This is a genomic window from Lysinibacillus sp. LZ02 (assembly GCF_050613145.1).
In the GTDB taxonomy this organism is placed as follows: Bacteria; Bacillota; Bacilli; order Bacillales_A; family Planococcaceae; genus Lysinibacillus_B.
In genome coordinates this window covers 3417314-3430189 of the sequence record NZ_CP192507.1, presented here as the reverse complement: position 1 = coordinate 3430189, position 12876 = coordinate 3417314, and the positions used below count along the sequence as shown (strand labels likewise).

Here is a 12876-nt window from a genome sequence, read left to right as displayed (position 1 = left end):
TACATATGTTAACAACGAATCATTTATATACTTTGCAATCCATTGCAAATCCAGTATTATCGCCTTCGAATGAAGAAGCGGTATTTATTCGTACGCAAATGAATAAGGAGGATAATAAGTATTATTCACACTTATTCCATGTGCATATTGAATCAGGGGATGTGACGCAATGGACGTTTGGAAAGGAACGAATTAGTAGCCCGCAATGGTCACGAGACGGCAAACAGCTTGCTTTTTTATCGAATCGAGATGAAAAAAATCAATTATACATTTTACAAGTGCGCGGTGGAGAAGCAAAAAAACTAACGGATTTACCGAACGGGGTTAGTTCATTTTTATGGAGTCCTTGCGGTGAAAAAATATGGCTTGCTGGTCGTGTGCAGCAAGGAAAAACGATGATTGATCAGCTGGAAAAAGAAGGGGATAAACTGCCGCAAGCATATGTCGTGAACGGTATGAAGTATAAGATGGACGGCATCGGTGGTGTAGGTTTACGTCCACAAGATCAATTTACGCAAATCGCTGTATTACATCTTGCAGACGAATCGCTTGAGCAGTTTACATCAGGTGATTATCACCATAGTTTAGTAGGTATTTCACGTGATGGACAACAAATTATTGTAGGTGTTAACCGAGCAGAAAATTTAGATTATGAGTTCCGTACACCCCTTTATATTGTGGATGTAGCAACGAAAGAAGAGGCGATATTAGTAGACGCAGATGGTCATTACGGTGGAGCGACATTTTCATTTGATAATCGCTATATTGCGTACGTTGGTAGTGATGCTTCTTATAAAAACGCTACGCATGCGCAAGTATACGTATATGATACAGAAACAAAGCTAACACAAAATATAACGGAAATGTTAGATGCACCTGTTGGCGATTTAGCCGTTGCTGACGTACAGCAAGGGGTAGATACACCAGCGGTTATATGGACAGAAACAAACGCGCTGTATTTCCAATTATCAACGATGGGGGATGTACGTCTGTATTATGCCGATTTAGCAGGGTGTATTTTCCCAGCGAGTCCTGAAGGGGAGCATCTTTACGGTTATGATGTAGCACGTAGCGGAAACTGGGCGCTTTTAACCATTTCAAACCCAACCTTCCCAGGTGAGTTATTCTACTTTGATATTACAACAGGTGAACGTCGTCAATTAACGGATTTTAATGAAGTATTGTTAAAGAAAGTTCCACTGTCAACACCTGAAGCGATTGTGTACACAACATCGATTGGGGATGTACATGGTTGGATCATGCAACCAACAAATTACGAAGAAGGCAAGAAGTATCCGTTAATCGTGGAAGTACATGGTGGACCTCATACAATGTATGCGAATACGTTCTTCCATGAAATGCAGTTACTAGCAGCACAAGGGTATGGTGTGTTATATGTGAATCCACGTGGCAGTCATAGTTATAGTCAGGCATTTGTCGATGGTGTACGTGGCGATTATGGTGGTGGTGACTATGAGGATATTATGGCAGGCCTTGATTATGCTCTAGCAAATTATCGTTGGATTGATCGTAATCGTTTGGGTGTGACAGGTGGTAGTTACGGTGGCTTTATGACAAACTGGATTGTAGGACAGACAAATCGCTTTAAAGCAGCTGTTACACAGCGCTCCATTTCAAACTGGATTAGTTTCTTTGGTGTATCTGACATTGGGTATTACTTTAGCGAATGGCAGCACTTTGCGGATATGAAATCTGTCGATAAACTGTGGGCGTTTTCACCTTTAAAATATGCAGAAAATATAGAAACACCGCTGCTTATTTTACACGGCGAAAAGGATTTTAGGTGTCCCATTGAACAAGCTGAACAACTTTATATCACACTAAAAACACTAGGAAAAGAAGTGAGCTTCGTTCGATTCCCAGAGAGCGATCATAACTTATCCCGTACAGGACTTCCGAACTTACGTGTAGAACGCTTAACGCAAATGATTGAATGGTTTAAAAAATATTTATAAAAATTATGAGGGTAAGAGGGGCTTTCTTCTTATCCTTTTTATATCGTTGTAATATAAATGGGAAAATATATAAATAATAGTGTTCTATTATCATATTAAAACAGTCAAAACATGTTATAATACGATAAAGAAAACTGTAAAGTGAGGCAATTTGTGTGGAAGTTTTTATCGGCAGACAACCTATATTCAATCTTCATGAACAAGTTGTTGCATACGAGCTATTATACCGCAATAAAGAAAATAATTCTTTTCCCATGGTTGATTCAGATGCGGCGACAGTAGATGTGCTCGTAAACTCTTTTGTGAACATAGGGATTGATGAAGTGACTAAAGGGCGTCCATGTTTTGTAAACTTTACTGAAAATTTATTAATGGGGCCGCTCACAGACTATTTAGATCCAACAAAAGTTGTGATTGAAATTTTAGAAGATGTGCCGATTACAGCAGAGCTAATTGAACGTATTCGAAATTTAAAAAGCAAAGGGTTTCAAATAGCATTAGATGATTTTGTATTGGATGAAAGCGTGCAAATTTATGACGACTTATTTCCTTATATAGATTATATAAAGGTAGATTTCTTATTATCTTCGTTACTTGAACGGATGAAAATTGAAAACAAAGTGAAAATAAAATGCCCACATATTAAGCTGTTAGCTGAGAAGGTAGAGACGCACCATCAATTTGAGGTAGCGAAGCATTCAGGGTACACGTTATTTCAAGGCTATTTTTTTGAACAACCACAAGTCATTAAAGCAACGGATATTCCTGCAAATACAATTCAATATTTTCATATCATTTCGTTATTACGTGATGATGAACCAAATATTAATGAATTGGCAGAAAATATTGAACGTGATATTTCCGTATCGTTTAAATTGTTGCAATTGATTAATACATCAACGAAGCGCTCTAAATCAAAAATTCGTTCCATTAAACAGGCGATATTAATGCTTGGCTTATCGGAGTTAAGAAAGTGGATTTATTTACTTGCTATGCGTGAAGTAGGAAATAAAGATAAATCAGATGTATTTAATGAATTAATGCGCCGCTCGTTATTTCGTGCAAAGGTTTGTGAAAAAGTAGCGAAATTAAATTATAAGCAAAATTTCTCGGAATACTTTTTAATTGGGCTGTTTTCATTAATTGACGCCTTGCTACGACGCCCAATGAATATGATTTTACAGCAGTTGCCGTTTCCCGAAGAGATTGTTGAAACGATTAGCGGGGGAGAAACGGAAATGTCGCCATACTTGCAGTTTAGTATTGCCCTAAGTAAAGCTGACTGGGGAAACGTGGAAAAACTGGCCGCGAAACTAGAGCTATCCAAAGAGACGATTATGCAAATTCAGCGTGAAGCGGATGAATGGGTAGAAGAAACGTATAAGTATTACTAATACTAGGTCCTATAGTAAATTTACTATAGGATTTTTTTTTGGTGTTATTATCAATCGTCAGAAACTTCATTAAAGTGAAGTTCCGATTTAATAAAACATTTGCTATAATCATGGCTGAATTGTGTAGAGAAATGAAAAAGGTAGGGAAAAATGTGAATAACGAAAATCATTTTGTAAAAGATACAATTATGGAATACCTTTATGTCATTGCAGGGGCAGCTGTCGTGGCAATTGGTTTTAATGCATTTTTATTTCCTAACCAAATCGCTTCAGGTGGCGTAAGTGGGATTAGTACTATTTTGCATGGGGTATTTGGTTGGAATGCAGGGATTGTACAATATGCATTTAATATTCCTTTATTTATTGCGGGTGTTTTCATTTTAGGGAAGAATTTCGGTGCTAAGTCCTTAGTTGGTACACTTGCACTACCATTCTTCGTTATTTTAACGGAAAGTTGGGATGCTTGGACGTATAATCCACTACTCGGTGCAATTTTTGGTGGTATTGTTGTCGGTTCTGGAATTGGTCTTGTATTTAAAGGGAAAGCATCGACAGGTGGTACAGATTTATTAGCACAAATTATTACGAAATTTACAGGAATGACATTAGGGACAAGTGTGTTGCTAATTGATGGGATTATTGCAACGAGTGCAGCAATAGTATTTGATATCGAAAAGGGTTTATACGCATTGGTTGGGCTATATGTCACAACAAAAACAATCGATATTATTCAATTAGGCTTCAGTCAATCAAAAATGGTGTATATTATTACAAATAAGCAAGATGAAATAAGGGACCGAATTTTTCAAGAGATTGACCGAGGCGTCACGAAAATTCCCGCATTTGGTGGCTATACAGGACATGAGAAGCCTGTACTCATGGTGGTAGTCTATCAGACAGAATTCACAAAGCTGAAACAAATCGTTAAAAGTATTGACCCATCAGCGTTTGTCATTGTTTCTGATGCTTATGAGGTACTAGGAGAAGGTTTCAAACGTGCATAAAAGTGCTATACTAGGGATATGTTAGTAAAATTATACTTGGAGGGGTATCACATATGAAAAAGAAATGGTTAGCAACATTCATGTTAGGTTCTGCTCTAATGCTTGGTGCATGTGGCGGCGATGAGGAAAATACAGATAAAACAGATGAAGGTACAACAACTCCACCAGCAGAAGAAACTACAGCAGATGCAAGTGCAGAAGTCGCACAACAACGCTGTGCAACATGTCACGGTGGTAATTTACAAGGTATGGGTAACACACCAGCGTTAAATGATGTAGGTTCTCGCTTATCTGAAGAAGAAATTTTAGATATCATTGTAAATGGTCAAGAGGGCGGTATGCCTGGCGGTTTAGTGCAAGGTGAAGAAGCGGAAGCTTTAGCTGCTTGGTTAGCTGCAAAGAAATAATAGAGAAAAATAGGGTGAAAACAAGTCGGCGAATATTCGTCGGCTTTTTTTGTGGCGGATAGGTAAGTATTAGGCCGATAAGAAACATCTATGGGCTTTTACTTCCAAGGCGTCATCTCGACCGATTTTGGTCAAGTTGTTTATTTCTAATACGAAATATTAGAAATATGGGATAGGCATGTTAAAATAAAATAATATGTATGTTGTATGATTGGAGAGTTTAAGATGATTCAAGTAACAACGAGAGATGTAATGGAGAAATTTGATTTAGAGTTAGTAAGTGGCGGGGAAGGGATCGGGCGTTATATTACGACGAGTGATATTTCAAGACCGGGACTTGAAATGGCGGGGTACTTTACCCATTATCCAGCAAATCGCGTACAATTATTGGGGAAGACAGAACTTTCATTTTTTGAAATGCTGCCAGCTAGTGACCGTGAAGAGCGTATGATGCGTCTTTGCTCGCAAAATACGCCCGCAATTATTATTTCAAGAGAGCTTGAAGTACCACCGGAGTTAATTGATGCAGCCGATAAAAATCATGTACCGGTTCTTAAAACAAGGTTGACGACAACGCGTTTTTCTAGTCGGCTTACGAATTTTTTAGAAAGCAAGTTGGCACCAACAACCGCGATTCATGGTGTGCTTATTGATGTGCATGGCATTGGTGTGCTTTTAATCGGAAAAAGTGGTGTGGGGAAAAGTGAAACGGCTTTAGAATTAGTGAAAAAAGGGCATCGTCTTGTAGCGGATGACTGTGTTGAAATCCGTCAAGAATCGGAAAATTTCTTGATTGGCAGCCCACCGCCACTACTTGAGCATTTACTTGAAATTCGTGGTATTGGTATTATTGATATTATGACATTATTCGGTGCGAGTGCAGTTCGTCCTTATAAGCGGATTACACTGATTATTGAGCTTGAAAATTGGGATCCAGATAAATCGTACGATCGTCTTGGCTTAGACGAGGAGAAAATGCGTATTATCGATACGAATGTAACGAAATTAACGGTGCCTGTTCAACCAGGACGTAACGTCTCTGTCATTATTGAAGTAGCGGCCATGAACTATCGCTTGAAAAAGATGGGGGTTAATGCAGCAGAAGAATTTTCCCGTCGTTTAGATGAGATGATTGCATCGAATGATGAAATGGATGATTTCTAAAGTCGAAAGGAGATTGTTATGAGTTTAACATTATTAGCTATTGATCCAGTCGCCTTTCATTTAGGTCCAATTCCGGTAAGGTGGTATGGGATTTTAATTGCTACAGGAATTGTACTGGCGTATTTTTTAGCGCAGCGTGAGGCTGTTCGATTAGGATTACATGAAGATTTTATCGGAGATATGTTAATTTGGGCAGTACCGATTTCAATATTATCAGCTCGGATTTACTATGTATCGATGAAATGGGATTACTATAGTCAGGATCCCGGGAAGATTATTGAAATATGGACTGGTGGCATTGCTATTCACGGCGCATTAATCGGGGCTTTTATTACCGCGTATGTTTTTACGAAAAAACGTGGTGTTAGCTTTTTACGTGTTGCTGATATTGCGGCACCAAGTATTTTAGTAGGACAAATTATTGGTCGCTGGGGTAACTTTATGAACCAAGAAGCTTACGGTGGACCTGTAACACGTGATTTTTTAGAGAATTTATTGCTACCAAATTGGATTATTGAACAGATGTATATTGAAGAACAGGGTACATATGTACATCCGACGTTTTTATATGAGTCTCTATGGAACGTGATTGGGCTTATCATTTTACTAGTTGCCCGTAAGTTTAATTGGCGACGAGGGGAAATGTTCTTCTTTTACTTAATTTGGTATTCAATTGGTCGTTTCTATATTGAAGGTTTACGTACAGATAGCTTGTATTTAATTGACGATTTACTACGTTCAGCACAAGTCGTATCTATTATTGGGGTTGTCGTCGGTATTATTGCTATCGTCTATCGCCGCATGAAGGTGAAGCCGGTTGTACGTTATTTAGATAAAAAGTAGGGGAGCTTGCGAAATGAGAGAGACGTTAAAAAAGGGGATGCTCGCAGGTTTACAAACAGCATGGAAATTAAGTAAATTTATTTTTCCAATTACGTTTATCGTGACGCTTTTGCAATTTACACCGGTACTTCCATGGATTGTCGATATGATCGCACCATTGATGAGTATTTTAGGTTTGCCAGGTGAAGCGGCTATTCCATTAGTCCTTGGAACAACGCTAAATTTATATTCGGGCATTGCAGGGATATTATCACTTGAGTTAACGGTAAAAGAAGTATTTACATTAGCTGTTATGTTATCGTTTGCGCATAGTATGTTTATTGAGACTGCCGTTGCCCTTCGTGTAGGGGTAAAATTGTGGGTTGTACTAGTCGTTCGATTTGGGCTTGCTTTCCTCTCTGCCATTACGATTAACTTGCTTTGGGATGGAGGCAGTGAGATTGCTAAATATGGTATGATGCCAGAAATGACAGCCAATCCAGATGGCTGGGGAGCGATACTGCTACTTGGCTTGGAAAAGGCCAGTTACGGGATTCTTCAGTTAATTATCATTGTCCTACCATTAATGATCATCGTTCAGTTTTTACGTGATTATGGTTATATGCTGAAATTTTCAAATAGACTAGCACCGTTCACAAAGGTGATAGGCGTAAAACCGAATGCTTCCATGACACTTGTAACAGGGCTAGTAATTGGGTTAGCGTACGGTGCAGGTGTTATGATTCAAGCGGTTGAGGAAGATGGGGTATCGAAAAAGGATGCAACACTCGCATTTATTTTCTTAGTAGCTTGTCACGCCGTAGTGGAGGATACACTCATTTTCGTACCACTCGGCATCCCGGTATTGCCGTTATTGGCGATTCGTGTCGTTACCGCGTTTATTTTAACGATTGTGGTTGCATATGTATGGCGACGAGCAGAACAAAAGGAAGCTAGAGGAGTTTTAGAGTCATGATAAAGGCATTGCTATTTGATTTTGATGGAACATTACTAGATACAAATGAGTTAATCATTGAAACGTTTTTACATGTGTTAAACGAGAGATTTCCCGGGCAATATAAGGCGGAGGATTGTCTACCATTTATCGGTCCTTCTTTAAAGGAAACGTTTGATACGCTGACACCAGGGGAAACGGAAATGATGATTACAAAGTACCGTGAATGGAATTTAATACATCATGATGACCTTGTAAAAGAATATGATGGTGTTGTCGAAACATTAGAGAAGTTAAAGGAAATGGGCGTGCGTTTAGTCATTGTATCGACAAAGCGTCGTGATAGCATTGCACGCGGATTAAATATTTTAGGGGCAAGTCACTTATTCGAGTTTGTTGTTGGTTTGGAAGATGTGACCCATGTAAAGCCTCATCCTGAACCAATCTTGCTTGCACTTGAAAAACTCGGGTTAGTAAAAGAAGAGGTCATCATGATTGGAGACAACTCGCATGATATCGAAGGCGGTAAAAATGCAGGTGTATGTACAGCGGGAGTCTCTTGGGCATTTAAAGGACGAGCATTTTTACAACAGTTCAATCCAGATTATATGTTAGAGCATATGTCTGATTTAATTTCAATTGTAAAGGAAGCATAGTGGATGAGGAGAACGGAGCGTTATCGTGTTAAAGGGGCAAACTCATTATGGAATATGTATGACACTGTATCGTTTTGGAAAGTAGCAAAATGTTTTACCATTATAACAATTGGACGTTTTACGCCATTCCTTCGTTTAAAAAACTGGCTTTATCGTACATTTTTAGGGATGAAGATTGGCGATAAAACATCCCTTGCATTGATGGTGATGCCTGATACGATGTATCCTGAACGAATTTCAATTGGCGATAATACGGTCATCGGTTTTAATACAACGATTTTGGCCCATGAATATTTAATTGAAGAGTATCGACTTGGGGATGTTGTTATTGGTAGTCATGTAATGATTGGAGCAAATTCAACCATTTTACCAGGTGTTGAAATAGGGGACGGGGCAATCGTGTCCGCTGCCACGCTTGTTCATCGCGATGTACCACCAGGTTGTATGGCAGGGGGAAATCCGATGCGCATCATTTATACAGCTGAACAAATGGCAGAGCGAAAAAAATTAGATAAACCGAAATGGGAAAATGAATGAACTGACAAAATCCGAATTTTGGATTTTGTCGGTTTTTTAGTAAACAGAAACATATAAGTTTCATGGATATTCACAAAGATAAGACATCATCTTGACCAAAATAGGTCGAGATGATGTCTTTCTAATAGTGTATAATAGGGAAATATATATCAGAAAATTGAGTATAGTTAAGTTTTTGTGAATTTATTGACTAAATACTCTAATAGCAGTAAAATACTTTCATATATTAGTAATTTATCACTCTAGTACGTTAAAGTAAAATGTTTAGGATGTGTCAAAATGTCATCGATTAAAATGTTCGAAAAACCACTTGGGATGCGCGATACATTCCCACAAATTTATGAAAAATTAGAGCAAGTACGTGAGACAGGGCGCGAATTACTACGCAGTCGTGGCTATGAATTTATTAAAACACCAACTGTCGAGTATTACGATACGGTTGGTAAGGCGTCTGCGATCCATGATGCTACTTTGTTTAAGCTAGTGGATAGTCAAGGTAGTACATTAGTGTTACGACCAGATATGACTACACCGATTGCACGTGTAGCAACATCAAAATTATTGAAAGAAAAAATCCCACAACGTTTAGCTTATTTCGAAAATGTTTTCCGTGCACAGCAGCTAGAAGGTGGTCGACCAGCAGAGTTCGAGCAAATGGGGATTGAATTAATTGGGGACAACTCTGTTTTTGCGGATGCAGAAGTAATTATGACAGTGATCGAATTAGTCAAAGCATACGGCATTGAATCGTTCAAAATTACGATTGGTCATGCAGGCGTACTAAGCTGTATTTTGAAAGATTATACAGAAAGCACAGAGCAAGCGGAGAAATTAAATGAACTGCTTGTACAACGTAATTATGTAGGCTTTGAAGAAGCGGTACTAACATTTGATTTACCAAAAACGAAATCCGATGCACTACTCGCTTTTATTGAGGAAGCATTAAGCCTATCTTCTATTGAAGATATTGAAAAATATGTGCGTAAAAATGACGCATTAGAATATATGCAAAAGTTATGGGAATTACTCGCTTTAGCTGGCGTTGAACAATATATTGCGTACGACTTTACATTATCAAGTCATATGAATTATTACACGGGCATGTTATTTGAAGTATTTGCTTCTGGCAGTGGCTTCCCATTAGGCAATGGTGGTCGCTATGACGGACTACTTGCGCATTTTGGTTCAACTGTAGGGGCAACAGGCTTTGGTTTACGTGTCGATCGTTTACTGGAAGCAATGCCACGTCAAGAGATTGAAAACGTGACAGCGCTTGTATTATTTGAACCTGTAGCATTTAAACAAGCATTAGCTCAGGCAGCGCTATTACGTGAGCAAAATCGCCGTGTGACGCTGCAATCAACAGTCGGGCTAGAAAATGTAGAAGCATTTAAAGAGCAGTTCCAAGAAGTTGTGTACTTCTCTGGGCAGGAGGAACAAGTATGAGTGAATTAACAATCGCAATGCCTAAGGGGCGCATTTTTGAAGAAGCATATGAAATGCTATTAGAAGCGGGCTTTAATTTACCAGAGGAAGTAGAGATGTCACGGAAGTTGATGATTGAAATTCCGGAAGAAAAAATCCGCTTCATTTTAGCAAAACCAATGGATGTACCAGTTTATGTAGAGCATGGCGTAGCAGATATCGGAATCGCAGGTAAGGACGTGTTGTTAGAGCAACGTCGTACAGTTCATGAGCTATTAGATTTGAAAATTAGTGAGTGCTATATTGCGTCGGCAGGTTTACCGAATACGACGATGAATGAAATTGCACCACGTATTGCAACAAAGTATCCAAATATCGCTACAAAATATTATAAAGGGATCGGGGAGCAAGTAGAGATTATTGAGTTAAATGGTTCAATTGAACTTGCGCCGATGATTGGCTTAGCAGATCGCATTGTCGATATCGTATCGACAGGACGTACATTAAAAGAGAATGGGTTAGTCGAGTACGAGCACATTACGGATGTCTCCTCTCGTCTAATTGCCAATCCGGTTAGTTACCGCATGAAAAGTGAGCGTATTCAAGACCTCGTGTCGCGCTTAAAAAAATGTGTGAATTAGGGATAGGGGGATCGTATGAATATTACAACGTTAACAAGTGATATTTCGTTAAAACGTCAGCTTGAAAGTGGCAACGAGGAGCAATTGAAAACGGTACGTCAAGTCATTGCAGATGTACGTGAACGTGGCGATGCGGCAATTCGCATGTATAGCGAAAAATGGGATGGTTTTGCCCCGAAAAACTTACGTGTTACAGCGGAAGAAATTGAGGAAGCAGTAAAAGGGTTCGATGAACAACTTTATAAAGATCTTGCTGAAGCAGCAGCCAATATTCGCCTATATCATAGTGCACAAAAACGTACGGGTTATGAGTTACCATTAGCGGATGGTTCTTGGCTCGGGCAACGGATTACACCACTTGATGCAGTTGGATTATATGTGCCAGGCGGTTCAGCGGCCTATCCATCGTCTGTTTTAATGAATGTCATTCCAGCGCAAGTAGCGGGCGTAAAGCGCATTGTTATTACATCCCCTGCTGGACGTGACGGAAAGCTTCCAGCAGCGGTGCTTGTCGCAGCACATATTTTAGGTGTGACAGAAATGTATAAAGTAGGCGGCGCACAAGCGATTGCAGCACTAGCATATGGGACAGAGACAATTACACCGGTCGATAAAATTACAGGCCCAGGTAATATTTTTGTTGCGCTAGCCAAACGTGAAGTATTTGGTGAGGTCGCAATTGATATGATTGCAGGACCATCAGAAATTTGTGTATTAGCAGATGAGACAGCCTATGCGGATGAAATTGCCGCTGATTTATTATCACAAGCAGAGCATGATGCATTAGCGTGTGCGGTATTAATCACAACAAGTGATGCGTTAGCAGAGGCAGTAGCAGAAGAAGTAGAAAAGCAGCTGAAGACACTTCCGCGTGAGACGATTGCTCGTCAATCCATTGAAAAATTCGGGCAAATTTATGTAGCGGAATCACTAGAGGAAGCGATTCGTGCAGTCAATTCTTTAGCACCAGAGCATTTAGAGGTTGTGACAGATAAGGCAGTGGAAGTGGCAGAACGCATTACACATGCGGGTGCTATTTTTATAGGGCGCTATAGCTCAGAACCAGTAGGTGACTATTTTGCAGGGACAAATCACGTTCTGCCAACAAATAGTACAGCACGTTTTGCGAGTGGGCTAAATGTAGATGATTTTATTAAACGCACGAGCGTTGTTTATTATAGTGAAAAAACATGGGCACAAAATGCACCAAAAATTGCCCGTCTAGCACGTCTGGAAGGATTAGAAGGCCACGCACGAGCAGTTGAGTCGCGCGGCTGGGATAAAGGAGAAGAATAAAATGGGAGCACGCTTTGCAAAAATCGCTCGTAATACGAATGAAACAAAAATCGAGGTAGAGTTAAATTTAGACGGTTCAGGTCAAGCAGAAATTCAAACAGGCGTCGGTTTTATGGACCATATGCTTGATTTATTTATTAAGCATGGTTTATTTGATGGGAAAATTATTGCGAATGGTGATACTTGGATTGATGATCATCACACAACAGAAGATATCGGTATTGTACTTGGACAAGTATTCCGCGAGGCACTAGGCGATAAAAAAGGGATTAAGCGATACGGGAATGCTTTCGTTCCGATGGATGATGCGTTAGCACATGTCGTAGTTGATTGTTCGAATCGTCCGCATTTAGAATATCGTATCGAGCCAACATTGAATGCAAAAGTAGGTGCATTTGATACAGAATTAGTCCATGAATTTTTATGGAAGTTTGCGCTAGAGGCACGTATTAACTTACATGTTATTGTTCCTTATGGTCAAAATACACATCATATTATTGAAGCAATCTTTAAAGCATTAGCACGAGCACTTGATGACGCAGTACAAATTGATCCACGCGTGAAAGGTGTACCGTCAACGAAAGGACTGTTAACGTAAC

Annotated in this window: 13 protein-coding genes; all 13 read left to right on the top strand. The window is 39.4% G+C overall.

All coding sequences use genetic code 11. The features are described from left to right. The first annotated feature begins 5 nt into the window (after positions 1–5). The 13 genes from ACQQ2I_RS16570 to hisB all read left to right on the top strand — a co-directional run bounded on the left by ACQQ2I_RS16570 (position 6) and on the right by hisB (position 12875). The gene (locus tag ACQQ2I_RS16570; protein WP_431027876.1) at positions 6–1976 is read left to right on the top strand and encodes a S9 family peptidase; all 1971 of its coding nucleotides are present in this window, start codon (positions 6–8) and stop codon (positions 1974–1976) included. 155 nt (positions 1977–2131) lie between these two features. Then, on the top strand, positions 2132–3370 hold the full coding sequence (locus ACQQ2I_RS16565; protein ID WP_431027875.1) for an EAL and HDOD domain-containing protein: 1239 nt from the start codon (positions 2132–2134) through the stop codon (positions 3368–3370). 131 nt (positions 3371–3501) lie between these two features. Next, the gene (locus tag ACQQ2I_RS16560) at positions 3502–4374 is read left to right on the top strand and encodes a YitT family protein (protein WP_431030539.1); all 873 of its coding nucleotides are present in this window, start codon (positions 3502–3504) and stop codon (positions 4372–4374) included. Between the two features lie 53 nt (positions 4375–4427). Further along, the gene (gene cccB / locus ACQQ2I_RS16555; protein ID WP_431027874.1) at positions 4428–4781 is read left to right on the top strand and encodes a cytochrome c551; all 354 of its coding nucleotides are present in this window, start codon (positions 4428–4430) and stop codon (positions 4779–4781) included. Between the two features lie 225 nt (positions 4782–5006). After that, entirely contained in the window at positions 5007–5945 is a 939-nt protein-coding gene (hprK, locus tag ACQQ2I_RS16550) for an HPr(Ser) kinase/phosphatase (protein WP_431027873.1), read from the top strand. An 18-nt stretch (positions 5946–5963) separates the two neighbouring features. After that, on the top strand, positions 5964–6788 hold the full coding sequence (lgt, locus tag ACQQ2I_RS16545) for a prolipoprotein diacylglyceryl transferase (protein WP_431027871.1): 825 nt from the start codon (positions 5964–5966) through the stop codon (positions 6786–6788). Positions 6789–6801: 13 nt separating this feature from the next. Then, positions 6802–7743, top strand: a complete 942-nt coding sequence (locus tag ACQQ2I_RS16540; RefSeq protein WP_431027870.1) for a nucleoside recognition domain-containing protein — start codon at positions 6802–6804, stop codon at positions 7741–7743. Beyond that, on the top strand, positions 7740–8378 hold the full coding sequence (ppaX, locus tag ACQQ2I_RS16535; protein ID WP_431027869.1) for a pyrophosphatase PpaX: 639 nt from the start codon (positions 7740–7742) through the stop codon (positions 8376–8378). The genes ACQQ2I_RS16540 and ppaX overlap by 4 nt, the downstream gene beginning before the upstream one ends. A 3-nt stretch (positions 8379–8381) precedes the next feature. Next, on the top strand, positions 8382–8915 hold the full coding sequence (locus ACQQ2I_RS16530; RefSeq protein ID WP_431027868.1) for an acyltransferase: 534 nt from the start codon (positions 8382–8384) through the stop codon (positions 8913–8915). A gap of 279 nt (positions 8916–9194) precedes the next feature. After that, the gene (locus ACQQ2I_RS16525; protein WP_431027867.1) at positions 9195–10361 is read left to right on the top strand and encodes an ATP phosphoribosyltransferase regulatory subunit; all 1167 of its coding nucleotides are present in this window, start codon (positions 9195–9197) and stop codon (positions 10359–10361) included. Next, positions 10358–10981 (top strand): ATP phosphoribosyltransferase, encoded by a 624-nt coding sequence (gene hisG, locus ACQQ2I_RS16520; protein ID WP_391371419.1) that lies wholly within the window; start codon positions 10358–10360, stop codon positions 10979–10981. The genes ACQQ2I_RS16525 and hisG overlap by 4 nt, the downstream gene beginning before the upstream one ends. A gap of 15 nt (positions 10982–10996) precedes the next feature. Continuing rightward, the gene (gene hisD / locus ACQQ2I_RS16515; protein WP_431027866.1) at positions 10997–12277 is read left to right on the top strand and encodes a histidinol dehydrogenase; all 1281 of its coding nucleotides are present in this window, start codon (positions 10997–10999) and stop codon (positions 12275–12277) included. A 1-nt stretch (position 12278) separates the two neighbouring features. Continuing rightward, positions 12279–12875, top strand: a complete 597-nt coding sequence (hisB, locus tag ACQQ2I_RS16510; RefSeq protein WP_431027865.1) for an imidazoleglycerol-phosphate dehydratase HisB — start codon at positions 12279–12281, stop codon at positions 12873–12875. The last annotated feature ends 1 nt before the right edge of the window (position 12876 follow it).

Coding starts and splice junctions, on each gene's coding strand:
- ACQQ2I_RS16530 (WP_431027868.1), top strand. CDS start 8,382: ATGAGGAGAACGGAGCGTTATCGTGTTAAAGGGGCAAACTCATTATGG.
- ACQQ2I_RS16540 (WP_431027870.1), top strand. CDS start 6,802: ATGAGAGAGACGTTAAAAAAGGGGATGCTCGCAGGTTTACAAACAGCA.
- lgt (WP_431027871.1), top strand. CDS start 5,964: ATGAGTTTAACATTATTAGCTATTGATCCAGTCGCCTTTCATTTAGGT.
- hisB (WP_431027865.1), top strand. CDS start 12,279: ATGGGAGCACGCTTTGCAAAAATCGCTCGTAATACGAATGAAACAAAA.
- hisG (WP_391371419.1), top strand. CDS start 10,358: ATGAGTGAATTAACAATCGCAATGCCTAAGGGGCGCATTTTTGAAGAA.
- ACQQ2I_RS16525 (WP_431027867.1), top strand. CDS start 9,195: ATGTCATCGATTAAAATGTTCGAAAAACCACTTGGGATGCGCGATACA.
- ACQQ2I_RS16570 (WP_431027876.1), top strand. CDS start 6: ATGTTAACAACGAATCATTTATATACTTTGCAATCCATTGCAAATCCA.
- ACQQ2I_RS16560 (WP_431030539.1), top strand. CDS start 3,502: ATGAAAAAGGTAGGGAAAAATGTGAATAACGAAAATCATTTTGTAAAA.
- hprK (WP_431027873.1), top strand. CDS start 5,007: ATGATTCAAGTAACAACGAGAGATGTAATGGAGAAATTTGATTTAGAG.
- hisD (WP_431027866.1), top strand. CDS start 10,997: ATGAATATTACAACGTTAACAAGTGATATTTCGTTAAAACGTCAGCTT.
- cccB (WP_431027874.1), top strand. CDS start 4,428: ATGAAAAAGAAATGGTTAGCAACATTCATGTTAGGTTCTGCTCTAATG.
- ppaX (WP_431027869.1), top strand. CDS start 7,740: ATGATAAAGGCATTGCTATTTGATTTTGATGGAACATTACTAGATACA.